The following is a 24,336-nucleotide window of genomic DNA, read 5'->3' as shown; positions in this document are numbered from 1 at the left end:
CAGCGTGCGCCCTTTTCTGATCGGAGGATTATGCGATTTCTGATAGTTATGCTGGGCTTGCTTGCGCTTGCCGGATGTGCGTCAGCCTCGACAACTGCGCCATCGGCGCCACTGCGGCCGGAGATCGAGGCTTTTATCAGTGAGATGGTGGAGCGACACGGGTTTACTCAGGCCGAGCTTGAGGTCACTCTTCGCATGGCACAGTTTCAGCCGGCGATTATCAAAGCGATTTCCCAACCGGCTACTTCGAAGCCGTGGTATGCATTTCGTCCTCTCCTCGTCAGCCAGCAGCGCGTGACAGATGGGGTTGCGTTCTGGAATAACCATGCTGCGACGCTGGAGCGGGCGCGTAGAGAGTTCGGCATCCCCGAAGAGATTGTCGCCGCAGTGATCGGGGTAGAAACAAACTATGGCGTGCAGAGCGGCAGACATCGCATTCTGGATGCGTTGACCACTTTAGCCTTCAATTATCCGAAGCGCGCGGGATTCTTTCGGGCCGAGCTGGAGCAGTATCTTTTGTTGAGCCGGGAACAGGGAATGGATGTGCTTAGCATCAAGGGGTCTTATGCCGGAGCCATCGGCATTCCGCAATTCATGCCCAGCAGTTACAGGCGGTACGCGGTTGATTTTGATAGTGATGGCAAAATCGATTTATCCGGCAGCCCAGCGGACGCGATCGGCAGTGTGGCGAATTACCTGAAGAGCTATGGCTGGGAAGTTGATCAAGTTGCAGTCGTGCCGGCCCTGGTGAATGGCGCCGATTACCGCGAAGCCGTGTTCACAGGGACCAAGCCATTTTATACCTTAGTCGAACTGAGGGAGCGGGGGGTCATTCCCCGCGAGAAATCTCCTGCTGATCTTCCGGCTACGTTGATCGAGTTGGAGAATAACGACGGAAACGAACACTGGCTGGGTTTCAATAATTTCTTCGTCATCACCCGTTACAATCGCAGCGTGAATTATGCGATGTCGGTGTTGCAACTGGCCGATGAAATCCGGGCAGCAAGAAATTCAGATTCTCAGTAGGCCCGAAACATCAACTTATCGCAAGCATCACGCTCGGTAACGCGCTGGCGTGATAAGCAGAGGTCCCTTTTCGCCTTGGCTGCAAGCTAGGGAGCCACCTGGTTGAACGCTACCACGTGATCCGCTTCCAGCCTGATGCCGATTTTCTCACCTATGGCATGATTATGGTGGCTGGGCACGAGCGATAGCGCGGTACTGCCGCCGGGGAGGCGCAAGGTGTAGAGAATATCCGCTCCCCGGAAAGCCTTGTGCAGCACGATGGCGCTGACGGGGCTGGCATCATCGTGCACGATATCATCCGGCCGGATGAGTACGTCCACCGCGCATCCCTCGCGGCACAGCTGGCACGTGGGGCCGCAGCAATGTGCGACCTCGCCCTCCAGAATTCCCAGTTCTATCTCCACATGACGCGGGTCAAGCATCTTACCCGCGAGAAATACTCCTTCACCTATGAAGTCGGCAACAAACCGGTTCGCGGGCTTATGATACAAGTTATAAGCGGTGTCCCACTGCTGGATTTGTCCCTGATGCATAACGCCGATCTCATCAGCAATGGCAAACGCCTCTTCCTGATCATGCGTCACCAAAATAGCCGTAGCATTTTGATTCTTAAGAATATCGCGTACTTCGAGACTTAAGCGACCGCGCAAGGTTACGTCCAGGTTTGAAAAAGGCTCATCCAGCAATAGCAGATCAGGTCGCGGAGCCAGTGCTCGGGCGAGGGCAACCCGCTGTTGCTGTCCGCCGGACAGTTGGTGGGGATATTTTTCTGCGTCTTCCGAGAGACCTACTGTGTGCAGCACCTCGGTGACGCGCACCGCACGCTCGGCGTTTCCCATGCGATGCAGGCCGAAGCCCACGTTCGCGCGAACGGTTAGATGAGGAAACAAGGCGTAATCCTGAAATACCATCCCAATATGGCGCCGTTCCGGAGGAACGCAGATGCTCGCATTGCTTATCAGCGCGCCGTTGAGCCAAATTTCACCGGCTGAAATAGGCTCAAATCCGGCGATGCTGCGCAGGACCGTGGTCTTCCCGCATCCGCTTGGACCCAGCAGGCAGCCGATCGCGCCTTTTTGCAGGGTGAGCGACAGATCCTCCACCACCGTTTGCCGTCCATAGGCATGCCGAATATTCCTGAGCTCAAGCAATGCGTTCATGGACGGTGTTCAATTATTTCTCAGTTTGCCGCATAAGAAAGATAATGGGAAGCAGCCCCGCCAGCACCAAGGTCACCGCAGGCAACGCGGCCTGTTCCCATTCGCCCTCTGAAGTCATTTCGAAAATTCTCACCGCCAGCGTATCCCAGCCAAAGGGCCGGGTCATCAGGGTAATGGGCATTTCCTTCATTACGTCCACGAATACGAGCGAGGCGGCGGTAAAAATTCCCCCTTTCAAAATGGGCAAATGCACACGTCGTAGCGCCGCCCACCCGGTCAAGCCGAGTCCCCTGGCGGCTTCATCGATGTTGGGGGTGATACGGTGCATGGCGCTATCTATGGGACTATGACTGACCGCCAGGAAACGCGTCATATAGGCGATCAGCATGGTGGCGAGCGTGCCCTGCATGAGCACTCCCGCTTGAATATCAAATAATCGCAAGGCGACGTCGCTGAGCTGGTTATCCAGCCATGCTATCGGAATGAAAATACCCACTGCCAGAACTGCGCCAGGCAAGGCATAGCCTATGGTGGAGATGCGGACGGCGGCGCGAGTAACGCGATCGGGATGTCGCCTTGCGGCATAAACCATGAGTAGCGCGACGCCACAGGTGAGCACCGCCGCAACTGCCGAAAGTAGCAGTGAATGCCAGAGAAATTCGAGGTAGCGCTGATCAAAATCACGAGCAAAAACACCTGCTGCCCAAATGCTTAGCTGACTCACCGGCAAGACAAATGCAAAGAACAGGGTGCCTGACGCGAGGGCGGCAATTGACCATGCACGCCAGCCCGAGAGCGGAATGCGGTCAATTCTTGCACTTTGCCTGGTTTCGGCATAGCGCATGCCGGATCGAAGTTGCTGCTCTATCACGATGACAGCAAAGACGATCACAATCAGCACTGAGGCGAGCTGGGAGGCTGCGGCCAAGGAAAACATGCCGAACCACGCTTTGTATATGGCTGTGGTGAAGGTGTCGTAATTGAAGACGGCGACGGTGCCGAAGTCCGCGAGCGTTTCCATCAACGCCAGCATTACACCGCCGGCAATCCATGGTCGGGCCATGGGCAGGGAAAGTCTGAAGAATCCCTGGGTACGATTGAAGCCCAACGATTGTGCCGCCTCGAGTGACCGCTTACCCTGTGTGATGAACGCATTACGTGCCAGAAGGTAGACATAGGGATAAAACGCGAGAACCATGACAACGACAACACCCGGCCCACTCCGTACGTTTGGAAACCAGAGCAGATCCGATTGTAGCGACACGCGCAGCGTCGTTTGCACCGGGCCGATGTAATCAAACAGACCAAGTGCGACGAATGCGGTGACGTAAGCGGGTATTGCGAGCGGCAGCAGGAGCGCCCAGGAGAAGAAACGACATCCGGGAAAGTCGCACACCGCGGTAAACCATGCCAGGCTTACTCCCAACAATGCGGTGCCTAGAGATACTCCTAATGCGAGCCAAAAGGTATTCGCCAACAGGTCGGGAAGTGTCGTTTCAACCAGATGCTGCCACACATCGCTCGCTGGGGCGAAAAGAGAGGAGAGGACTGTGCCGACGGGTATCAGTACAAGCGCAGCGATAAAAACCGGAATCAGACGCCAACCTGTCGAGATATGAGCGGCGCGACGTGACGAGCTGTAAACAGGATCAGTACTTGTGTTGGTGCCTGTTGAATTCAGTACCTCCCCATTCACGCCCTTCATGCCTATCGATAACCCGCCCGATCCATCAGCTTGACTGCTTCCGCCTGCAATTCACCCGCTTTGTTAACGTTTATGGTGTTTTGTTTGAACGGGCCCCAGGCGGCGACAGCGGGGTCAGGTTTTATCCTTGGGTTGACCGGGTATTCCATGTTCACGTCTGCAAACAGATTTTGCGCTTTCTCCGAGGACAGGAATTCCAGTAACCGGATGGCCCCCGGAACATTGTTTGCGTAGCGTGTAACACCCGCTCCCGAGATGTTTACATGGACCCCGGCGCCATCCTGGTTAGGCCAGAAAATTGCGAGCGGCAGCGCGGGGTTTTTTTCCATCAGGCGCCCATAATAATATGTGTTGGCAATGGTGACATCGCATTTTCCCGCCCCTACAAATTCCATTGCCCTCGTCTCATCGGACAGCGGATCGGTGGCGAGATTTGCAACCCAGCCTTTTACGACTTGTTCCGTCTTGAGTTCGCCATGCTCTTCAATCATCATTGCTACAAGTGACTGATTGTAAACTTTCTTCGACGTACGAAGACAAAGTCGTCCCTTCCACTTCGGGTCGGCGAGGGCTTCGTAGGTCGAAAGATCGGAAGGTTTTACTTTTTGTGTGTTATAAATGATAGTGCGGGCACGCACTGACAGACCGAACCACTGATTGCCGGGATCGCGAAGATAAGCAGGAACATTCGACTCCAGCGTTTTGGACTCTACTGGTCTTAATAGTCCTTCCCGAGCAGCTTCCCATAAGTTGCCCGCATCCGCGGTAATAAGCACATCGGCGGGCGTGTTTTTTCCTTCCGCCTTCAGGCGCGCGAGTAGTGCGCCTTCCTTGTCGGTGATGAATTTGACGGTTGTGCCGGTTTCTTTAGAGAAAGCGTCGAACATCGGCTTGATCAATTGCTCGATGCGGGCGGAGTAGACGACGACCTGATCGGCATGTGATGCGCTGGCGCCAAACAACGTGACACAGCAGAACATTACGGTAAGATAGCGGTTGAGGACTTTGCGAATAATGTCCTCTCCGGAACGCCGGGCGAAGTGAGGAGCGGAAAGGATGGGATGGGCAGCCGAAGATCCGAGCAGAGATCCGGATTGCGAATCTGCTTTTGCGGCAGTCCGGCACAGTTGGGCGCCCGCCAAGCCCCCAGAGCCCCATCTCACACGGTTTGTTGTAAAATCGGCTACTCGCGTTGCACTCCCATGCAGCGTCCTGAACAGAGACGGGCAAACCAGTTCCTTCACCGCGCGGCTTGAGTTTACCCCGATTTTGCCCGCTCTTCTTTTAACTGAGCGCTCCACCGGGGCAGTGTTCATCGGTTCCTTAAAGCAGGAGTTCAACATTTTATTCTCTCCGTATGTAAATAGCATGCTCGGTCAGAACCATATTATAAATGATAACAATTATCAGTAAAGCTCCGCATTAATATATCATGGATAAACCAGAACCGATTTCGTCTTATGACCGGCTGAAAGAGCTTCTCGCCATTCCTGAGAGACAGCGCACCGAAGCGCAATGGGACGAAATTAACGAGCTTGAAATTACGCTTACTCCTGTCAATCGAGTTGTAACATCGGAGCGCATGATTCGGCGTCCGGCCCCCGCTTCGCCCGATCAATGCAAGCCGCGGGAGCATGTGCAGGGAAAGCGGCCATTGAAGAAGTTGCGTAAAAGACCGAAACCGGGTGCCGCATCATGAAATGTCGCGCCGGAGCTGGGCGAGTTAAGCCGTGGCCCTTATGGCTGGGCATGGGCTGCCGCGTCCACTGCAATTGGCAACTGTGACAGGGCACACGGGAAATATCAGTGAATCCGCCGACTTATATTGTTAACTTAAAAATAGTGCGAATGGGAGGAATATGCTGCTAACGACTACTCCAGGCATAGAGGGAAGGCGCGTGACGAAGTACCACGGCATCGTTGCGGGAGAGGCTATACTCGGCGCTAATTTGTTCAAGGACCTTTTTGCGGGGATCCGCGACCTGGTGGGGGGGCGCTCGGCGACTTATGAGAAGGAGTTGCAGCGCGCACGGGATATTGCTCTTGAGGAATTACGCCAGCGCGCGCAGGACCTTGGCGCCAATGCGGTGATCGGAATTGATCTCGATTACGAGATAATGGGCAAGGAGAATGGCATGTTGATGGTTTCTGCCAGCGGGACGGCCGTAACCGTTGAGTAAGCGGTTGACTGTGCTTGTCAAGGTCAGCCCAGGATGTTCTTGCCGGGACTGAACATGGCCGGTGTTTAAGCAGATTTCGTTTCTTCTACCAGGGTATCGCTTTCCCATCGTAAGCGATGAATTTACCCGAGTCATCAATGGTAAGGCGGCTGATGACCTCGCGCATTCCTGATACGCTCTGCATGCTGGAGATCAATGCATGAGGCCCGCCCATATCGGTTTTCACCCACCCGGGGTGTAATACCAAGGCGATGATTCCAGCTGGCTTCAGATCTATGGCGAGCGTCTTGACAATCATATTCACCGCCGCCTTGCTGGACCGGTACATGTAGCTGCCGCCGCTGTTGTTGTCCGCGATACTGCCCATTTTGCTGCTGATCGTCACAACGGTTTTTTTATCGCTTCGAACGATATGTGGACGAAATGCCCGGACCATTTTCAAGGTGGCCATCGTGTTGATAAGAAATGCACGCGTCCATGCTTCATCATCGCTATTATTTAAGGCGCCTCCATGAGGATCGGTGTATACGCCTGCATTGTTGATCAGCAGGTCGATTGGTTGACTGGCGAGCGACGACGCCAGTTGGTCGATCCCGGGATGATCAGCGACATCCAGTCGTTGTACCGAGATTTGCCCAGGATATTGCGCCGCCAGTGCGTTAAGGGCATCTGATTTATCAGGTTGGCGGGCGCAAGCCACGACATGCCAGCCGTCTGCGGCATACTGCCGGGAAAATTCCAGTCCGATTCCGCGATTGGCGCCAGTGATCAATGTAGTTTTCATAACCCTCTCCTATTGGAAAGATGGTGTTGCCGCGCACGAGCAGAAATAACGCGGGATCTGACAAGTCATTACTCAGATCAGCTTTATCCCGAAGTATTGTTTCGACTGCGCGCTCCACCATTATGAATAAAAAGCGAAACGAAGTGAAACGATAAAGGACAGAGAATGACTCAGCGAATAGCGCTGGTAACCGGCGCATCCAGCGGTATTGGAAGGGCTACCGCGGAATTGCTTGCCAAAAACGGCTATTATGTATTTGCCGCGGCACGGCGTATGTACAGGCTGGAACAGATACGTTCCGATCACATTGAACCTGTTGCACTGGATGTCGCTGATGAAGAAGCCATTCACAGGGCAGTAGACCATGCCATGTCAACGAAAGGGCGCATTGATGTACTGGTAAATAATGCCGCCTACGCTCAGTTGGGCGCAATCGAGTGCGTTTCGATGGAAGCGGCCCATCGCCAGTTCGAGGTGAACGTGTTCGGTTACGCCCGCTTCATGCAGGCGGTCTTGCCACACATGCGGGCGCAGAAGTCGGGGCATATCGTAAACGTTACTTCGGCCTTGGGTAAGATGACTATTCCGGGGTTCGGCTGGTATACCGCTTCCAAGCATGCCCTAGAGGCGCTGTCCGAGACCCTTCGCGGTGAGGTGATGGAGTTCGGGATCAACGTGGTGGCTATTGCGCCAGGTTTAATAAAGACGGAATTCGTTCCCAACCAGTTGAGATTACTGGAAACCGTTTTGCATCCGGAGATTTATGGAAAGCTTATCGCCGGCGTCCATAAGATTGTATCGCATGAACCAAGATCGCCGGGCCCCGAGATCATCGCCCGGGCCGTGCTCGATGCCATTACAAGTTCGACTCCACCGCTGCGCCATGCGTTACCGCTCGATGCCAAGCTGGCGGTTGGCGCCCGATGGCTGCTGGGCCCGCGTTTGTTTGAGTGGGTGGTACGTCGCCAGATGAAACCCTAGCTCCTGCGTTTCATCAACCAGCAGCTTGGTTTACGCGTGTTCATTCCTGGAGGACGAAAAGAGGTCCCAGGCAGCGATGAATAATGCCGCGATGACCGGACCAATGACGAATCCGTTAAGACCGAAGAGAACCAGGCCTCCGAGGGTCGAGATGAGTACGACGTAATCGGGAATTTTAGTATCCCGGCCGACGAGAATGGGCCGCAGGAGATTATCCACCATTCCGATCACGAAGACGCCGAACAGGATCAGGGTGACGCCCTGCCCCACAGCCCCGGTAAGCAGGAAATAGACGGCTACCGGACCCCAGATCAGGCCGGCGCCAATCGCAGGCAATAGAGAAAGCAGGGCCATTACGGATCCCCATAACAATGCGCCTTGTATGCCCAGGAACGAAAACATTGCGCCACCCAGCGCTCCTTGTATCGCGGCCACAGCAATGTTGCCTTTTACGGTGGCGCGCACAACAGTAGTGAATTTGCTGAGCAGATGCCGTTTGTGTTCCAGGCTCAGCGGAATTGCCTGATTTATCTTGGACGTCAGAATGGCCCCATCCCTTAGCAGGAAAAACAGCAGGTAAAGCATGATCCCGAAACTGACGATAAACTCAAACATGTTTTGGCCTATATTCAGGGCTTCAGCTGCGATGAGCTGACTTCCCTGCAAGGCACCGGTTGAAAGTGCATCCTTAATGCCGGAAATGTCCGAAAGCCCGAAACGGTCCAGCAAGTTGACGATCCATGGCGGTAACGCGTTCATGATTTGCTGGAAGTACGTCCCGAAATTCAATTCGCCGGACCGGATTCTCTCGTACACAGTCAGGCCCTCCTGCAGCAGTGAGCCCGCGAGTACAATGAACGGGAGAATTACGATGATTAGGCAAAAGAGTAGGGTAGCGAGCGCCGCCAGGTTCCGGCGCTGGTCCATAATGCCCAGTAACCGGCGGTGAAAAGGAGCAAATATGATGGCTAGAACGGAAGCCCAGAACACCGTGCCATAGAAGGGCAACAAGATCCACACAAACGCCACCGAAACGACGATCAATAGCAACAGGAAGGTTTTTTGTTGAAGCTCCGGGGAATTCATGTCGTCCAGGGTTCCAGTGGGAGGCATTCAGGAGGGTGTAGCTCAATCCTACCTTAACCCGGCCCGAAGTGGGAGAGCAGGATGTTCAGAAAAACGGCAACGGATGACTGGCGCGTGGGGCTGGAACTACTCGTACCGCAGGTGGGACCAGGAGGGATCAAAGAGGGGAACCGCCGGAGCGACATTAATAGCTGCTAAAGTATACGACCGCAAGGACTCCCGGCAAAGCGCTTGTAGGACGCCAAATCAGCGCGTCCCTCGCAATCCCTTCACTCCGGCTTGCGCGATCCGTGCATCCTCATCGGATCTTACGCCACTTACGCCTACCGCACCAATGAATTGCCCTTCCACCACAACAGGTAATCCGCCCTCGATTGGCAGCGTTCCGGGAAGGCCCAGATAGCGCAACCGTCCTTCGCCAACATGCTCGTCCCATACCTTTGTCGGGCGGCGGAAGGCGATAGCGGCACGTGCCTTCTGGATCGCCACTTCAATGCTGCCGAACTGAGTGTTGTCGCGCCGCAAAAGATGTATGAGGTGACCGCCCTCGTCAACGATCGCGATCACAACCGCCCAGTTATTGCGACTGGCTTCTTCTTCCGCCGCAGCGGCAATATTTTTGGCGTCCTGGAGTGTGAGCGAATAAGCGTTATTCATGACGTCTACGGGAAAGCTGGTTACGATATTAAATGCACAAACTCATTTTCTAAAACAAAGCACGCCGGTATCCCGGCGTGCTTCGATACAGGCAGGATTTATATCAACGGTACGATTAGCAGGGCAACGATATTCATGATCTTGATAAGCGGATTGATCGCTGGGCCGGCAGTGTCCTTGTAAGGATCGCCAACGGTGTCGCCGGTTACTGCAGCTTTATGCGCCTCCGAGCCCTTGCCGCCGAAATGACCATCCTCAATATACTTTTTAGCGTTGTCCCACGCGCCGCCTCCCGCGGTCATGGAAATGGCCACGAAAATGCCGGTAATAATGGCACCGATCAGGACACCGCCCAATGCTACGGGGCCGAGAATGAGGCCAACGAGCACTGGCACGGCTACGGGCAGCAACGAGGGAACAACCATTTCCTTGATAGCCGCCTTCGTTACCATATCCACTGCTCTGGAATAGTCCGGCTTGGCGGTGCCTTCCATGATACCCGGGATCTCCCTGAACTGGCGGCGCACTTCCACAACCACCGAACCCGCGGCGCGGCCGACCGCTTCCATCGCCATGGCGCCGAATAGATAGGGCACCATGCCGCCGAGAAACAGGCCGATGATTACCATGTGATCAGATAAATCAAAGTTCACGATCTTGCCGCCGCTGGAAAGCGCGTGCGTGTAATCCGCAAACAGGACCAGCGCAGCCAAGCCGGCCGAGCCGATGGCATAACCTTTTGTCACTGCTTTGGTGGTGTTTCCGACCGCGTCCAGCGGATCGGTAATAGCGCGCACCTCAGGCGGCAAGCCCGACATTTCGGCGATACCCCCGGCGTTGTCCGTGATCGGGCCATATGCATCAAGCGCTACGATGATCCCGGCCATTGACAGCATCGAAGTCGCGGCAATAGCAATGCCGTACAAGCCCGCCAGTTCGAACGTGCACCAGATCGAGAGGCAGACAACGATCACGGGCGCAGCAGTGGATTTCATGGAAACGCCAAGTCCTGCGATTACGTTGGTGCCGTGACCGGTACTCGATGCTTCGGCGATGTGCTGTACCGGCTTATATTCGGTAGAGGTGTAGTATTCCGTAATCCATACCATGGCGGCGGTCAGCACCAGACCGACCAAACCGGCGAGGTACAGATTCATCGATGTCACCAGTTTGCCTTCAATCATTACACCGTCGCCCAGCATAATGGTAGTGATGGGATAGAAGGAAATCGCAGCCAGTCCCCCGGCAACCGCCAAGCCGCGATAAAGGGCATTCATGATCTTGCCGCCATCGCGCGCCTTTACGAAGTAGCAACCGATAATTGAGGCAATAATGGATATCCCGCCGAGTACCAGCGGATAGAGCACGGCGTCAGGACCCGCATCGGTGATGAGCAAGCCGCCGAGTAACATCGTGGCAATGATGGTTACCGCGTAAGTTTCAAACAGGTCAGCAGCCATGCCGGCACAATCGCCGACGTTATCGCCCACGTTGTCCGCGATGACTGCCGGGTTCCGGGGATCATCTTCGGGAATGCCCGCTTCGACTTTCCCCACCAGGTCGGCACCGACATCCGCGCCCTTGGTGAATATGCCACCGCCAAGCCGGGCAAATATGGAAATTAGCGAGCTGCCAAAGGCTACGCCGACCAGAGCGTGCGTCGCTTCGGATTCCGAGGCCCCCATGCCGGTAAGAACAGCAAAGTAACCGGCAACACCCAACAGGCCCAGTCCCACCACCAGCATGCCCGTGATCGCGCCGCCTTTGAAGGCCACATCCAGCGCCGCGTTAAGGCCATGTCTCGCGGCTTCCGCCGTACGAACGTTAGCGCGTACCGATACGTTCATGCCAATATAACCGGTGAGGCCCGAGAGAAATGCGCCAAGAGCGAAACCGACAGCGGTTTGCCAGCCTAAAGCCATGAAGATGGCTACCAGCAGGATGACTCCGACGATGCTGATCGTGGTGTATTGACGATTCAGATATGCTGAAGCGCCTTGCTGAATTGCAGCGGCAATCTCGCGCATGCGCTCGTTGCCCGTGGGCAGAGCCACAATCCATTTTATCGAAAGTGCTCCGTAGAGGAGCGCCGCCATTGCGCAGCCAATTGCGATGATTAGACCAGTAGCCATTTAGATCTCCAGGTAAAGCCGGATTCATCCGATAAAACAGAAATAGTTTCGAATATACGTTGGTGAACCCGGACGCTAAATATGCAATACGACATCGGGATGTGTGCGGTTCGAGGGAACTTAGATGGTGAAGTCGTTCAGTTTTTTTGCAACCGCCACATTTTTCAACCGTACGTAGGTCGGTAGACCATCCTTATAAGGAGGATAGTCCTCGCCCTTGATGAGGGGCGCGAGATACTCCCGACATTTATCGGTTATCCCAAATCCATCCTTGGTGATGAAATTTTTGGGCATCATTTTTTCCACGTTTGCCACTTTGGAAAGCTGCGCCATGCCGACTTTCCATTTATAGGGCTTATCGGAAAGGCGCTCTATCGTGGGCATCACGGAATTATGCCCTTTAACGGCAAACTCAACCGCGGCCTTGCCCATTGCGTAAGCCTGTTCAACGTCGGTTTTCGAAGCGATATGACGCGCTGCGCGTTGAAGATAGTCGGCAACTCCCCAATGGTATTTAAGGCCCAGGCCCTCCCTGACGATATTTGCGACAACGGGAGCGACGCCGCCCAGCTGAGCGTGACCAAATGCGTCACGCACGCCCTGATCGGAGAGAAACTTGCCGTCTTCCCCTTTTACGCCTTCCGATACCACCACCGAGCAATAGCCGAATTTCTGAACATTACTGTCCACTTTGGCGAGAAACTTCGCTTTATCAAAAGGAATCTCGGGAAAGAGGATGACAATCGGAATTTCACGGTCAGTGGTCGACGCGAGACCGCCCGCCGCCGCGATCCACCCCGCGTGGCGTCCCATCACTTCCAGAACGAATACTTTGGTGGAGGTTTTCGACATGCTGGCGACATCAAAGCTGGCTTCGAGCGTCGAGACTGCGATGTATTTTGCAACTGAGCCATATCCCGGACAGCAGTCGGTGATAGGAAGGTCGTTATCAACCGTTTTCGGCACGTGAATGGCCTGGATGGGGTAACCCAGAGTGTCGGCGAGTTGCGATACCTTTAGGCAGGTGTCCGCGGAATCGCCTCCGCCGTTGTAAAAGAAATAGCCGATGTTATGAGCCTTGAATACCTCGATCAGACGTTCGTATTCACGGCGGTTCTGTTCGAGACTTTTCAGTTTATAGCGGCACGAACCAAATGCGCCCGACGGAGTGTAGCGCAGCGCCCTGATGGCTGTAATGGAATCCTTGCCGGTATCAATCAGATCCTCCGTCAACGCGCCAATGATGCCGTTGCGGCCCGCATAAATTTTGCCGATCGTTCCCTTTTGCTGACGCGCCGTTTCAATCACGCCCGCGGCTGACGCATTAATGACGGCGGTAACCCCGCCCGACTGAGCATAAAAAGCATTTTTTGCTGCCATGTGTCTCCCCTGATTTTTTTCAAATCTTATGTCACGTCATCCGCGGTGCAGTTGGCGCCGGTGATGCATTAACGACCTGGCACTACAGTTTCTGGCGCCATAGTACGCCCGGCAGTTGACAATTCCTGCCCCTGCGGTATTGCTCTGTTCTCGGATTAAAGCTGCGGCGATACCGTAACGCGAAAGCCGCCAGGGATCTTGACTGAAGTTATTTCAGCGACGCGAAAATGGCGTCCCGGATTTTTTCCACCGATCCAGCTCCCGCAATTTTTACATACCTGGGAGCTCCCCTTCCGCCATAAGCTGACCATTTCGCGTAGTATTCTACCAATGGTTTAGTCTGGGCGTGATAGATTTCGAGCCGTTTTTTCACGGTTTCCTCTTTATCATCATCGCGCTGTACCAGCGGTTCGCCGGTCACGTCATCCCTGTTATCGATTTTGGGCGGGTTGAACACGAGATGGTAAACGCGGCCCGAAGCCGGGTGCACGCGCCGGCCGGACAAACGTCGGATGATCTCTTCATCGGACACGTCAATTTCCACGACGAAGTTTATTGGGACTCCGGCAGCCTTCATTGCATCCGCTTGAGGAATGGTGCGGGGAAAACCGTCAAACAGGAAGCCTTTATTGCAGTCCGGTTGCGAGATGCGCGCCTTGACCAGATTGATAATGATGTCGTCGGGAACGAGCCCTCCCGCATCCATGATTTTCTTTGCCATGATTCCCAACTCGGTGCCAGCCTGGACCGCCGAGCGCAGCATGTCGCCAGTGGAAATCTGTGGAATGCCGAACCGTTCTTTGATGTAATTGGCCTGCGTGCCCTTTCCCGCACCTGGGCCCCCTAACAATATAATGATGATTGTTCCCCCTTTTTATCTAAACTCGATGGGCGCCGCGAAGGAGAGGATGTCACTCGAACTTTTGGGCGATGATTATAGCGCAGCCAGACCGAGCCTTGAACTTTTTACTCCAACTCAGGATGCGAGTTTTTGCAACTGCTCTTTTAGTTTGTCCAACGTTGCGCCAAAATTGACAAGTCGGCATTTTTCCTGCTCGACTATTTTGCCCGGGGCGCGCTTGAGGAAATCGTCATTTGAAAGTTTGGTCTCCGCTTTAGCGATCTCTGCTTCGATTCGGGCAATTTCTTTGGTGAGCCGCCCGCGCTCGGCGGCAATGTCTACTTCAATTTTCAGCATCAGCCTGAATTCCCCCACAATCGCGACCGGGGCTTCAGCATGAGGCAATCCATCTCGCATAATCTCGACACTTGAAAGCTTGGCCAGCGCCATGAGATATGGAGAAAAATCCGCGAGTGTTTGCGCGTTTCCCGCCGCAAGCAGCGGAACCTTCGATGCCGGCGATAAATTCATTTCCCCTCGCAGCGTGCGGCAGGCATTGACAATCTCCTTGAGCGAATGAATGCGGCTGGTTGTGCTTTCGCTGATTTTTGCAGGATCAGCGCGGGGGTATGGCTGCAGCATAATGCTGGCCCCTTCCGCCCCGGCGAGCGGCGCGACTTTCTGCCAAAGTTCTTCGGTAATGAAAGGGATAATGGGATGGGCGAGCCGTAGGGCTGATTCCAGCACCCGGGTCAGAGTACGGCGAGTTGCGCGCTGTACCGCGTCGTCCCCGTTGCTTAACTGTACTTTCGCGAACTCTAGGTACCAGTCGCAGTACTCATCCCAGACAAATTCATAGATTTCACGCGCGGCCATGTCAAAGCGGTAGTCGTGTAAAGCCTGTTCTACAGCACTTTCTGCGCCTTGCAGGCGGCTGATAATCCATCGGTCAGCATCGGAATAATCAAACGGCATCGAGTCGTTCAAACCAGTGTCGTTTCCCTGGCAGTTCATCAGGACATAGCGGGTAGCATTCCACAGCTTGTTGCAGAAATTCCGATATCCTTCACAGCGCTGCATATCGAATTTTATGTCGCGGCCGTGTGAGGCGAGACTGGCGAACGTAAATCGCAACGCATCGGCCCCGAAAGCGGGAATCCCAGCGGGAAAATGCTTGCGCGTCTGTCTTGCGATGGATTCCGCCTGCCTGGGATTCATCAGGCCGCTAGTCCGTTTCGAGATCAATTCAGGCAGTTCGATCCCATCGATGAGGTCCAGGGGGTCCAGTACGTTCCCCTTTGATTTGCTCATCTTCTGCCCTTCCGCGTCGCGTATGAGCCCGGTGATATAGACTTCCCGGAATGGAATTTTGCCGGTGAAATGCACTGACATCATCACCATGCGCGCCACCCAGAAAAAGATAATATCGAAACCCGTAATCAAAACCGAGGTCGGCAGGAAGGTCTTGAGTTCCGGTGTTTCGTCCGGCCAGCCCAAGGTGGAAAACGGCCACAAGGCGGACGAGAACCAGGTATCGAGAACATCTTCGTCCTGTGTGAGGTCGCGCTCGCCCGCCAGTCGCTGTGCTTCCTCAAGGCTATGGGCGACAAAGATATTATTATCTTCATCATACCAGGCGGGGACGCGGTGACCCCACCACAATTGGCGCGAAATGCACCAGTCCTGTATATTTTCGAGCCATTGATTATAGACGTGACGCCAGTTGTCCGGCGTGAATCTTATATCGCCGTCCGCTACCACCTGAAGCCCGCGCTTGGCCAAGCCCTCCATGGCGACATACCATTGATCCGTGAGCATGGGCTCGATTACTGCGTGCGTACGGTCGCCTCTGGGCACCATCAGTTTGTGCGACTTGGTGTCCACCAGGAGTCCCTGTTCATTCAGTTCCGAGATGATTTTTTTTCTGGCTTCGTAACGGTCCAGACCCTGATACTCGGTAGGACCAAACTCGTTTATCTTTCCGTCAAGTGTGAGAATACTGAGCGGGACGAGCTTGTGCCGCTGTCCTATCTGATAGTCATTGAAATCGTGTGCGGGAGTAATTTTGACGCATCCGGTACCAAACTGCGGATCGACATAGGCATCGGCAATTATCTGAATACTCCGCTCGCATATGGGAAGGCGCACGTGCCGCCCGATCAGATGGCGGTACCGCTCATCGTCGGGATGCACGGCCACGGCGACGTCGCCGAGCATGGTTTCAGGCCGCGTGGTGGCGACAATGAGTCCCTGCGGAGCCGTGCCTTCCAAATTCCGCTCTTCTTCTTTTTCGAAGGGATAAAGAACGTGCCAGAGGAATCCTTCTTCCTCTACAGAGACGACCTCCAGGTCGGAAACAGCGGTTTGCAATACCGGGTCCCAGTTCACCAGCCGTTTGCCGCGGTATATAAGGCCTTCTCGATAAAGGCGCACGAAAACTTCCGTAACCGCACGGGATAATCCTGGATCCATGGTAAAACGTTCGCGCGACCAGTCGCACGAAGCGCCCATTCGTCTCATCTGGCGGCTTATGGTAGAGCCGGATTCTTCCTTCCATTGCCATACTCGCTCCACGAATACTTCACGGCCGAGATCCCGGCGGTCGATATTTTGCTGATCCAGTTGTCTCTCGACCACGATCTGGGTAGCGATTCCGGCATGGTCCGTGCCTGGCTGCCAGAGCGTATTATCGCCTCGCATGCGATGATAACGGGTGAGTGCGTCCATTAACGTGTGCTGAAAAGCGTGTCCCATATGCAGCGTGCCCGTGACGTTTGGCGGCGGCAGCATAATGCAGTAGGCAGGTGCTGTTGCAGTTGTGCCGTTAGGTGCGGGTCTGAAAAAACCGGACGATTCCCAGTACGAATACCATCGGCTTTCGATTGCGTGCGGGTTAAAGCTTTTTTCGAGTTCCATGAACAGAAGCCGTGATGGCGGAAAATCGGCAATTATAACGGAAGGCGCAGACACAGCGGCGCCTCAAAAGAGGAAGAGCTTGTTCCGGAGTCACGCGCGGTCATGCCCTGTGGACGCCTCGCGGGGATGAGGGGCGCGCGGAAATAACCGACGTGACTATTTATTCGTTTTAAATAAAAGAATAAAGGAATGCGGGCTGAAGGTAGCGATCAAAGACCGAATAATCGTGACTCCAGCGCTTGAACCAGGGCCGCGCGAGCGCCAGCCCCAAGATCCTCTCCCGCGTCTTTGAGCGCGGAGTCTACTATTTGGGCAATGAGAGACGTGATATCGCCGGGGGCTGAGAGCATTGAAGGCGGGAGGTACACCATTTCAGTGAGGGTCGGTATGGTGTCAGCCGCGGTGAGGGGTACCTGAGTTGGACTTCCACTCGCGATCGAGGTTGGCCGAAAATCCGCAGCAGCATTTGCATCAGCGCGAGCCGAAACAGACGGCTTGCCCTGATGGCGAAGTAACAAGGTATCCAGCTTACGCAATATTTCGTCATATTCGGCTTCTGACGATGTTTTGGCACGGGCGTTTGTCATGATGGTCTCGGGATTTGGGTATAAGCGAGATGGGAAGGCGGACGGGTTTGCAAAGAAGAGCGGGTCATTTCCGATCTTTCCTATACCGCTGCTAATTTATGATGACGGATTTCGTACCCTCGGTCCTGGTAAAAGCGGTAGCGCTTGCGGGCAGCGTGCGTATCTTCTGGTGTTGTTCCGGTAATTTCGATCAAACGGTGGAAACGGCTGAAGAAAGACGGGTTATCAGAGTCCAGGTTCAGCAACACCTCATCGTGTGGAATTTTTTTGGCGTCATGACCCAGTATGACAGGCGTTACATCCGCCAGTTTATGGTCAGCCCGGCAGTGGGGAATAAAATCCATTGGAGAAAATGTCCAAAGGAGTTTGTCGATTCCCTCGAGCGTTGCCACATCCGACGCGTAAATCATCACTTTCAGATCCTTGCGGACTGCTTTCGCAACCAGACGGCAGGCGGTATGAAGCTTATCGCCGCCGGAGTAGAAGTCTATTTCCGTCATTTCCCCTTCAGGTCAGCCGGTAGATGTTTTTAACGCGCGTCCGATAATAAACTGAGTCAGCAATTGCACCGGCCGGCCGGTCGCGCCTTTTTCCTTGCCCGACTTCCAGGCGGTACCTGCTATGTCGAGATGAGCCCATCGATATTTTTTTGTAAAACGCGACAGGAAGCAAGCCGCAGTGATGGTTCCTGCCGCACGTCCACCAATGTTTGCCATATCCGCAAAATTGCTCTTCAACTGTTCCTGATATTCATCCCATAATGGCAGCCGCCAGGCAGGATCCCCCGCTCGTCCGGCCGCACCCAGCAATTCTTCAGCCAGATCATCGTCGTTGCTGAGCAAGCCTGATGCGACGTGCCCGAGCGCGATGACACATGCGCCAGTCAGGGTGGCGATATCAACGATTGTCTCGGGCTGGTAGCGCTCGGCATAAGTCAACGCATCACAAAGGATTAGGCGGCCCTCAGCATCCGTGTTGAGAATTTCAATGGTCTGTCCCGACATGCTGGTAACCACGTCGCCCGGCTTGGTAGCATTTCCGCCCGGCATATTCTCAGTGGTGGGAATGATGCCGACCAGGTTTACCGGAAGCCCTAATTTCGCGACTGCCGTTAACGTGCCCAGCACACTGGCTGCGCCGCACATGTCGTACTTCATTTCATCCATTTCTGCCGCGGGCTTTAACGAAATACCCCCAGTATCGAACGTGATGCCCTTGCCCACCAGCACAATGGGCTTTTCTTTCTCTGTGCGCCCCCAGTATTCCAAAGCGATCAGCTTGGCGGGCTGCCGACTGCCGCGCGCGACTGCCAGCAGCGCGCCCATACCGAGTTTTTCCATGTCCTTCTGCTCCAGGACGGTGGCCTTGAGCTTAAGCGCCTTGGCAAGATCTACCGACTGTTCGGCCAGGTAGCTCGGGGTGCAGAAGTTGGGTGCGAGGTTGCCCAAATCCTTGGCGAGTTTCATACCCTCGGCGATGGCAAGACCCTGTTGCAGTGCTTCCTCGCACGTAGCTAACCCGGGCCTTTCCATGTTGCCCACGCCAAGCGTAACTTTGCGCAGACGAGGTTTTTTCTCCTCAGTCTTGCTTTTAAGCTGATCGAAGCGGTAGATACTTTCCATCGCCAGGATGGCCGTTTGGCTGATTTTCCATGCGATGTCACGGCTAGTAACCGGCGAGTCAGTCAAGAACAGTGTTGCGTCGGCAGCTCCCGTCCCCTTGAGAACCTTGAAGGCTGACCGTATGGCTTCGCGGTACGCCTTGTCGCCGAGTTCCTTTTCCTTGCCGAGTCCTACAAGCAATATTCGCTCGCACTGTGTGTTGGGCACGTTGTGAAGGATCAACGTCGTGCCCGTCTTTCCCTCCATGTCGCCACCGCGCAATATGCTGCTGATATTCCCGTCGGCAAGTTTGTCCATCGCTTTTGCAGCATCTGTCAACTTGCGCGGCTCAAATACGCCCAGGACCAGGCAGGCGCCGCGCTGTTTCTCGGGATTTCCGCTTTTTATACTGAATTTCACTGCTCGCTCCTTTGTGCGGGGGACTTGTCGGCGGATTGCGGAGGCCGGATAATGCGGGGATTATCGCCGGACTCCACGCATAAAGTCAAAGCGCCCCGCGCTATGCTTTACCATTTAATAGAATCCCGTGATGATCGAGATTGGATACGTGCCGGATGTCTGCAAGTCCTGCCGGCTAACGTTCAAAATACCCCATGGGCAAACCAAAGGTTGGTCGAAAACTGGAAGCAGTAGTTGAATATCAGGCGAAACTTGCCACGCCCTTTGCTGTTCTTGGTATATGCATTGAGGAAGACTGGCTGACCGATATCGAGTATTTGCCCCTCGATACCCCCACGCTTGCGCCCCAAACTTCCCTTGCAAGAGAAGTGTGCGATCAGTTGCAAGCGTATCTGGCTGAACCGGATTTCATATTTGATTTGTCGCTGCATATTGGCGGCACTATTCATCAGAAACGCGTATGGCGCGCGATTCAGGACATCCCCAGCGGTAAAACGCGCAGTTATGCCGACATCGCCACTCAGCTGCATTCGGCGCCGCGTGCCGTGGGGCAGGCATGCGGGGCGAACCGGCTTCCGATAGTCATTCCTTGCCATCGCGTTATTGCTAAAAGCGGAGGACTCGGCGGTTTTATGAATGCAAGCGATGGAATCCCGCTTGGTATAAAGCGCTGGTTGCTCCACCATGAGCGTGGCTGAGCTCAACTCAGGTTTGCTGGACACTTTTTCTGACGCTTTGTGGCTGGAGGATGGTCTGTCTCGTAACACCCTGGACAGCTATCGCAGCGATCTCGAGCAATTCGGCGCTTGGCTAGCCAAGCGCCGGCACCACGACAACGCCCTTATAACAGCAACCCATTCAGATCTGCTCGCCTTTATTGCCTATAAGTTTTCCGCCAGGGTCAAGGCTAGCACGACTTGCCGCGAACTTTCGAGTTTGAAGCGGTTTTACCGTTTTTTGTTGCGCGAGGGAAAAATACAGTTAGATCCAAGCCTTAACATTGACCCCCCGAAACTTCCCCGCAGCCTGCCTGCAAGCCTTACCGAAGCGGACGTCGAGGCGCTGCTTAACGCCCCCGATGTAAACGTTCCGTTGGGGTTACGCGACCGCACCATGCTCGAAGTTCTTTATGCAAGTGGTTTAAGGGTGTCCGAGCTGATCAGTTTGGACAGCGCGCAAATCAGTCTGAATATGGGAATAGTCAAAGTGATGGGCAAGGGCGGCAAGGAGCGCCTGGTGCCTTTGGGCGAGGAGGCATTGGAGTGGGTTTCGCGCTACACAAAGGAAGTTCGCTTGCGACTACTGGGCGGCAGCCCGAGCAACGTGCTGTTCGTCACCTCCCGTGGCTCAGCCATGACGCGCCAGGCGTTCTGGTATCTGATCAAGCGCTACGCGCGCCACGCAGGTATAACCAAACCATTGTCGCCACATACTTTACGCCATGCCTTCGCAACCCATCTGCTCAACCATGGCGCAGATTTGCGGGTCGTGCAATTGTTGCTCGGGCACGCCGATATTTCTACTACCCAAATTTATACTCATGTGGCGCGCGAACGGCTGAAACGGATTCATGCTGTGCATCATCCGAGAGGGTGATGGGTAGCCTTCGCGGCACGTGAGCCTGTCGTAGCAAATGACCGCCCCGAAAATATGTCAAGAAACCGTCGCGTGGAAATCTTCGTGGCAGAGCCACAGGATGCTGCAGTTCCTCGGTAAATCAGCTGAACATCCGCTTAGGTGCCCGTCTCCTTTTCCCTTACAGGGATGCGCCAGATAAATGCGGCGAGAATGAGGCCCAGTACGGCCAGCATTACCTTTTGCCATGCCGATGGCATCATGAGGATCGAACTGCTAAATGACAGCGCGAGCAGGAAGTATACCCAGCGCTTCACCTTGGGCCGAATGCTGCGGTATTGAGTCCATTCGCGAATAATAGGACCCGCGATACGGTGGGCAAGAAGCTTCTCGTGAAAGTGTGTTGAACTGCGCGCAAAGCAAGCTGCCGCCAGCAGCACGAAAGGTGTGGTCGGCAGAATAGGCAGCAGCACGCCGGCCACAGCCAGTATCAGGGCAGCGAACCCGGCTGCCAGATACACCCAACGGACGACCCGGGAATCGTGCAGCTGTACCGAAGGCGTCGGTGGTTGCTCCTCACCTACTTTTTCGTTCAGGTGTTTCTGCATCGGCCTAATTCCAGTTCTACACGAACTAATGCGAACGATTTCCCGGCGTCAGTCCGCTTGCGGTGGAGTACGCAGAGAACCCGGATCCCGAATTTTGGCAGCAATTGCCGCAATGGGAAACTAAGTCATGGGTTCTATGCGTATAATACGGAAAGCCGCCGGGGTTACAAAATCCCGGTGATATGTAGACTCTGCATGTGCATGCAGCGAGGGCGCTTAAACTAAGATCAAGATCTGCCGCGCGAAGTTTGCACGGCCCCAAGCAGTGTTCATATACCTGCCCTACCCACCGCAGGCGAGAAACGGATATTTAGAATTGAATAATTAATTTAATTTTGAGGTAAGCGATGTCTCACGTAAAATCACTGTTTAGTGCTTTGATATTGGGCGTTATTCTATTACCCCAGGTTGCATTTTCCCAAACCGGGCAGGGACCATCCGGCGTGAATGAACTAATAAAGAAAGATACGAAAGTGGGGACCGGCGAGGAAGCAACTGTCGGTAAGGCAGTGGAGGTACATTACACCGGCTGGCTTTATGATCCTGGCGCATCTGATAAAAAGGGAGCAAAATTCGACAGTTCCCGCGATCGCGGCGCCCCGTTCTCATTTCTTTTGGGGGCGGGGCGCGTGATTAAAGGGTGGGACCGTGGTGTTGCCGGCATGAAAGTCGGTGGCCAGCGTACCTTAATCATTCCGCCCGATATGGCCTATGGCGCCAACGGCGCAGGTAACGTCATTCCACCCAATGCCACATTGATTTTCGACGTGGAACTCCTGGGCTTGCGTCAGGGATCGACGCACTGAAGCAGCGCCCCGGACTTCGGCAATAGCGCCGACTCTGATCGCGCCATCGGATAATTCTGAAAGCCCGAAATGCACGTTGACTTATCATCCTAAAGCATTCACAATTAGCAGTTTCGTTTGGAGGGGTTCCCGAGCGGCCAAAGGGATCAGACTGTAAATCTGACGGCTCTGCCTTCGAAGGTTCGAATCCTTCCCCCTCCACCAAATCAGACGGCTATGTAAACATTTCGGCAGCAGGCTCGATAGCCTGTTGTGACCGTGAATGGGTTTGGGGTGTAATAAGTGTAGCGCCGGAGCGCTTGATGGCTTTTCTGTGATGAGTTGATGGATTGCTTCGATCCAAATCGCCAGATGATGCGGGTGTAGCTCAATGGTAGAGCAGAAGCCTTCCAAGCTTACGACGAGGGTTCGATTCCCTTCACCCGCTCCAGTTCGCAGTTGAAGAAAAACTGGAGTTGAAGTTTTGGCAGGGTCAAAGTTATTGCAACGTGTTGTTTAGGCAGAATGGTGCTTGCCCATGTAGCTCAGTGGCAGAGCACTCCCTTGGTAAGGGAGAGGTCGCCAGTTCAATCCTGGCCATGGGCTCCATAGGCGTCGATTAAAAACCTGGATATAAAAAGTGCTTTGAAAAAGGGGACCCATCATGGCAAAGAGCAAATTTGAGCGGACGAAGCCGCACGTGAACGTTGGGACGATTGGTCATGTGGATCATGGGAAGACCACATTGACGGCGGCGATCACGATGGTATTGGCGAAGAAGTTTGGAGGCGAGGCGAAGAGTTACGCGCAGATTGACTCGGCGCCGGAGGAGAAGGCACGGGGGATCACGATCAACACGGCACACGTTGAGTATGAGACCACGGCCCGGCATTATGCGCACGTTGATTGTCCGGGTCACGCGGACTACGTGAAGAACATGATCACCGGGGCAGCGCAGATGGACGGGGCGATCCTGGTGGTTTCTGCTGCGGATGGGCCGATGCCGCAGACGCGGGAGCACATACTGCTTGCGCGCCAGGTTGGGGTTCCCTACATCGTGGTGTACATGAACAAAGCGGACATGGTGGACGATGCCGAGCTTCTGGAACTGGTGGAGATGGAAGTTCGCGAACTGCTGTCCAAATACAATTTTCCCGGGGATGACACCCCAATCGTGATTGGGTCTGCGCTGAAGGCGCTGGAAGGCGATCAGAGCGACATAGGCGAGCCGTCGATATTCAAGTTGGCAGATGCGCTGGACAGCTACATACCTGAGCCGGTACGTGCGGTGGATGGTGCCTTTCTGATGCCGGTGGAAGACGTATTCTCGATCTCCGGGCGTGGCACGGTTGTGACGGGGCGGATTGAGCGCGGCGTAATCAAGGTGGGGGAAGAAATCGAGATCGTAGGCCTGAGGCCCACGATCAAGACCGTATGCACCGGAGTTGAAATGTTCAGGAAGCTGCTCGACCAGGGGCAGGCGGGTGACAACGTTGGCGTATTGCTGCGTGGCACCAAGCGCGAGGAAGTCGAGCGCGGCCAGGTTCTGGCCAAGCCGGGCAGCATCACGCCGCACACGAAGTTTAGCGCCGAGATATACGTACTGAGCAAAGAAGAAGGTGGGCGTCATACCCCGTTTTTCCAGGGCTACCGGCCGCAATTCTACTTTCGCACCACTGATGTGACGGGTGCGATTGAACTGCCTGCGGGGACCGAGATGGTCATGCCTGGCGACAACGTATCGGTGACGGTGAACCTGATTGCCCCGATTGCGATGGAAGAAGGCCTGCGTTTTGCCATTCGCGAGGGTGGCAGAACAGTTGGCGCAGGCGTGGTGGCAAAGGTTATTGAATAAAGGCAGATGTCCCCGGAATTGAGCAATTGTTTATTCTTAATATTCGGTGAATCTCCT

At 54.6% G+C, this 24,336-nt stretch carries 22 protein-coding genes and 3 tRNA genes; 11 read left to right on the top strand and 14 right to left on the bottom strand.

From position 1 onward, the window contains the following. Positions 1 to 30 precede the first annotated feature (30 nt). Positions 31 to 1,026 (top strand): lytic murein transglycosylase B, encoded by a 996-nt coding sequence (gene mltB, locus C8R31_RS14745; RefSeq protein ID WP_107694836.1) that lies wholly within the window; start codon positions 31 to 33, stop codon positions 1,024 to 1,026. Between the two features lie 86 nt (positions 1,027 to 1,112). On the opposite strand, the gene C8R31_RS14740 is transcribed toward mltB, so the two are convergent. From C8R31_RS14740 to C8R31_RS14730, 3 genes are read right to left on the bottom strand one after another with little or no spacing between them, the layout of a single operon-like run. After that, on the bottom strand, positions 1,113 to 2,186 hold the full coding sequence (locus tag C8R31_RS14740) for an ABC transporter ATP-binding protein (protein ID WP_107694834.1): 1,074 nt from the start codon (positions 2,184 to 2,186) through the stop codon (positions 1,113 to 1,115). 13 nt (positions 2,187 to 2,199) lie between these two features. Then, positions 2,200 to 3,891 carry an iron ABC transporter permease gene (locus tag C8R31_RS14735; RefSeq protein WP_107694833.1) on the bottom strand — a complete coding sequence of 564 codons (1,692 nt, stop codon included), beginning with the start codon at positions 3,889 to 3,891 and terminating at the stop codon, positions 2,200 to 2,202. Between the two features lie 2 nt (positions 3,892 to 3,893). Next, positions 3,894 to 4,871 (bottom strand): Fe(3+) ABC transporter substrate-binding protein, encoded by a 978-nt coding sequence (locus tag C8R31_RS14730; RefSeq protein WP_107694897.1) that lies wholly within the window; start codon positions 4,869 to 4,871, stop codon positions 3,894 to 3,896. Between the two features lie 452 nt (positions 4,872 to 5,323). On the opposite strand from C8R31_RS14730, the gene C8R31_RS14725 reads away from it, so the two are divergent. Next, the gene (locus C8R31_RS14725; RefSeq protein WP_107694832.1) at positions 5,324 to 5,590 is read left to right on the top strand and encodes a hypothetical protein; all 267 of its coding nucleotides are present in this window, start codon (positions 5,324 to 5,326) and stop codon (positions 5,588 to 5,590) included. A gap of 160 nt (positions 5,591 to 5,750) precedes the next feature. Then, positions 5,751 to 6,071 (top strand): heavy metal-binding domain-containing protein, encoded by a 321-nt coding sequence (locus C8R31_RS14720; protein WP_107694830.1) that lies wholly within the window; start codon positions 5,751 to 5,753, stop codon positions 6,069 to 6,071. A gap of 85 nt (positions 6,072 to 6,156) precedes the next feature. On the opposite strand, the gene C8R31_RS14715 is transcribed toward C8R31_RS14720, so the two are convergent. Then, positions 6,157 to 6,855, bottom strand: a complete 699-nt coding sequence (locus C8R31_RS14715; protein ID WP_107694829.1) for an SDR family oxidoreductase — start codon at positions 6,853 to 6,855, stop codon at positions 6,157 to 6,159. Between the two features lie 165 nt (positions 6,856 to 7,020). On the opposite strand from C8R31_RS14715, the gene C8R31_RS14710 reads away from it, so the two are divergent. Further along, a complete protein-coding gene (locus C8R31_RS14710) occupies positions 7,021 to 7,836 on the top strand; it encodes an SDR family NAD(P)-dependent oxidoreductase (RefSeq protein WP_107694827.1) in 816 nt (271 codons plus the stop codon). A 30-nt stretch (positions 7,837 to 7,866) separates the two neighbouring features. Here C8R31_RS14710 and C8R31_RS14705 read toward each other — a convergent pair whose 3' ends face one another. The 9 genes from C8R31_RS14705 to C8R31_RS14665 form a co-directional block, all read right to left on the bottom strand. Next, positions 7,867 to 8,949 carry an AI-2E family transporter gene (locus tag C8R31_RS14705; protein WP_258192726.1) on the bottom strand — a complete coding sequence of 361 codons (1,083 nt, stop codon included), beginning with the start codon at positions 8,947 to 8,949 and terminating at the stop codon, positions 7,867 to 7,869. 219 nt (positions 8,950 to 9,168) lie between these two features. Beyond that, positions 9,169 to 9,579: a heme-binding protein gene (locus C8R31_RS14700; protein ID WP_107694824.1), complete on the bottom strand. Its 411-nt coding sequence runs from the start codon at positions 9,577 to 9,579 to the stop codon at positions 9,169 to 9,171. 98 nt (positions 9,580 to 9,677) lie between these two features. Next, positions 9,678 to 11,711, bottom strand: a complete 2,034-nt coding sequence (locus tag C8R31_RS14695) for a sodium-translocating pyrophosphatase (protein ID WP_107694822.1) — start codon at positions 11,709 to 11,711, stop codon at positions 9,678 to 9,680. 120 nt (positions 11,712 to 11,831) lie between these two features. Further along, positions 11,832 to 13,091 carry a 6-phosphofructokinase gene (locus tag C8R31_RS14690; protein WP_107694820.1) on the bottom strand — a complete coding sequence of 420 codons (1,260 nt, stop codon included), beginning with the start codon at positions 13,089 to 13,091 and terminating at the stop codon, positions 11,832 to 11,834. A 208-nt stretch (positions 13,092 to 13,299) separates the two neighbouring features. Beyond that, a complete protein-coding gene (gene adk, locus C8R31_RS14685; protein ID WP_107694818.1) occupies positions 13,300 to 13,953 on the bottom strand; it encodes an adenylate kinase in 654 nt (217 codons plus the stop codon). A gap of 114 nt (positions 13,954 to 14,067) precedes the next feature. Further along, positions 14,068 to 16,848, bottom strand: coding sequence for a valine--tRNA ligase (locus C8R31_RS14680; protein ID WP_107694896.1), 2,781 nt, complete (start codon positions 16,846 to 16,848; stop codon positions 14,068 to 14,070). A gap of 209 nt (positions 16,849 to 17,057) precedes the next feature. After that, positions 17,058 to 17,435 (bottom strand): hypothetical protein, encoded by a 378-nt coding sequence (locus C8R31_RS14675; RefSeq protein WP_107694817.1) that lies wholly within the window; start codon positions 17,433 to 17,435, stop codon positions 17,058 to 17,060. 80 nt (positions 17,436 to 17,515) lie between these two features. Further along, the gene (locus C8R31_RS14670; protein ID WP_107694816.1) at positions 17,516 to 17,935 is read right to left on the bottom strand and encodes a DNA polymerase III subunit chi; all 420 of its coding nucleotides are present in this window, start codon (positions 17,933 to 17,935) and stop codon (positions 17,516 to 17,518) included. A gap of 12 nt (positions 17,936 to 17,947) precedes the next feature. Next, positions 17,948 to 19,456 (bottom strand): leucyl aminopeptidase, encoded by a 1,509-nt coding sequence (locus C8R31_RS14665; RefSeq protein WP_107694815.1) that lies wholly within the window; start codon positions 19,454 to 19,456, stop codon positions 17,948 to 17,950. Between the two features lie 194 nt (positions 19,457 to 19,650). Between C8R31_RS14665 and C8R31_RS14660 the strand changes: the two genes are divergently transcribed. Both C8R31_RS14660 and xerD read left to right on the top strand, forming a co-directional pair. Beyond that, positions 19,651 to 20,154 (top strand): methylated-DNA--[protein]-cysteine S-methyltransferase, encoded by a 504-nt coding sequence (locus tag C8R31_RS14660; protein ID WP_107694814.1) that lies wholly within the window; start codon positions 19,651 to 19,653, stop codon positions 20,152 to 20,154. Continuing rightward, positions 20,141 to 21,052 carry a site-specific tyrosine recombinase XerD gene (xerD, locus tag C8R31_RS14655; RefSeq protein ID WP_107694813.1) on the top strand — a complete coding sequence of 304 codons (912 nt, stop codon included), beginning with the start codon at positions 20,141 to 20,143 and terminating at the stop codon, positions 21,050 to 21,052. Before C8R31_RS14660 ends, xerD begins: the two co-directional genes overlap by 14 nt. A 137-nt stretch (positions 21,053 to 21,189) precedes the next feature. Here the strand turns inward: xerD and C8R31_RS14650 are convergent, their stop codons facing one another. Then, positions 21,190 to 21,639: a YbaN family protein gene (locus C8R31_RS14650; RefSeq protein WP_107694812.1), complete on the bottom strand. Its 450-nt coding sequence runs from the start codon at positions 21,637 to 21,639 to the stop codon at positions 21,190 to 21,192. A gap of 347 nt (positions 21,640 to 21,986) precedes the next feature. Here C8R31_RS14650 and C8R31_RS14645 point away from each other — a divergent pair, with 347 nt between their 5' ends. The 5 genes from C8R31_RS14645 (at position 21,987) to tuf (ending at position 24,279) form a co-directional block, all read left to right on the top strand. Then, positions 21,987 to 22,445, top strand: coding sequence for an FKBP-type peptidyl-prolyl cis-trans isomerase (locus C8R31_RS14645; RefSeq protein ID WP_107694811.1), 459 nt, complete (start codon positions 21,987 to 21,989; stop codon positions 22,443 to 22,445). Positions 22,446 to 22,564: 119 nt separating this feature from the next. Continuing rightward, positions 22,565 to 22,649: transfer RNA gene (locus tag C8R31_RS14640), tRNA-Tyr, on the top strand. Between the two features lie 152 nt (positions 22,650 to 22,801). Next, positions 22,802 to 22,875 (top strand) — tRNA-Gly (locus C8R31_RS14635). An 83-nt stretch (positions 22,876 to 22,958) separates the two neighbouring features. Further along, positions 22,959 to 23,033: transfer RNA gene (locus C8R31_RS14630), tRNA-Thr, on the top strand. Positions 23,034 to 23,088: 55 nt separating this feature from the next. Beyond that, on the top strand, positions 23,089 to 24,279 hold the full coding sequence (gene tuf, locus C8R31_RS14625) for an elongation factor Tu (protein WP_107694799.1): 1,191 nt from the start codon (positions 23,089 to 23,091) through the stop codon (positions 24,277 to 24,279). Positions 24,280 to 24,336 lie beyond the last annotated feature (57 nt).

Origin of the sequence: Nitrosospira sp. Nsp2 (assembly GCF_003050965.1) — a bacterium.
In the GTDB taxonomy this organism is placed as follows: domain Bacteria; phylum Pseudomonadota; class Gammaproteobacteria; order Burkholderiales; family Nitrosomonadaceae; genus Nitrosospira.
Note: the sequence above shows the minus strand (reverse complement) of the source record. Positions and strands in the feature narration are given on the sequence as shown.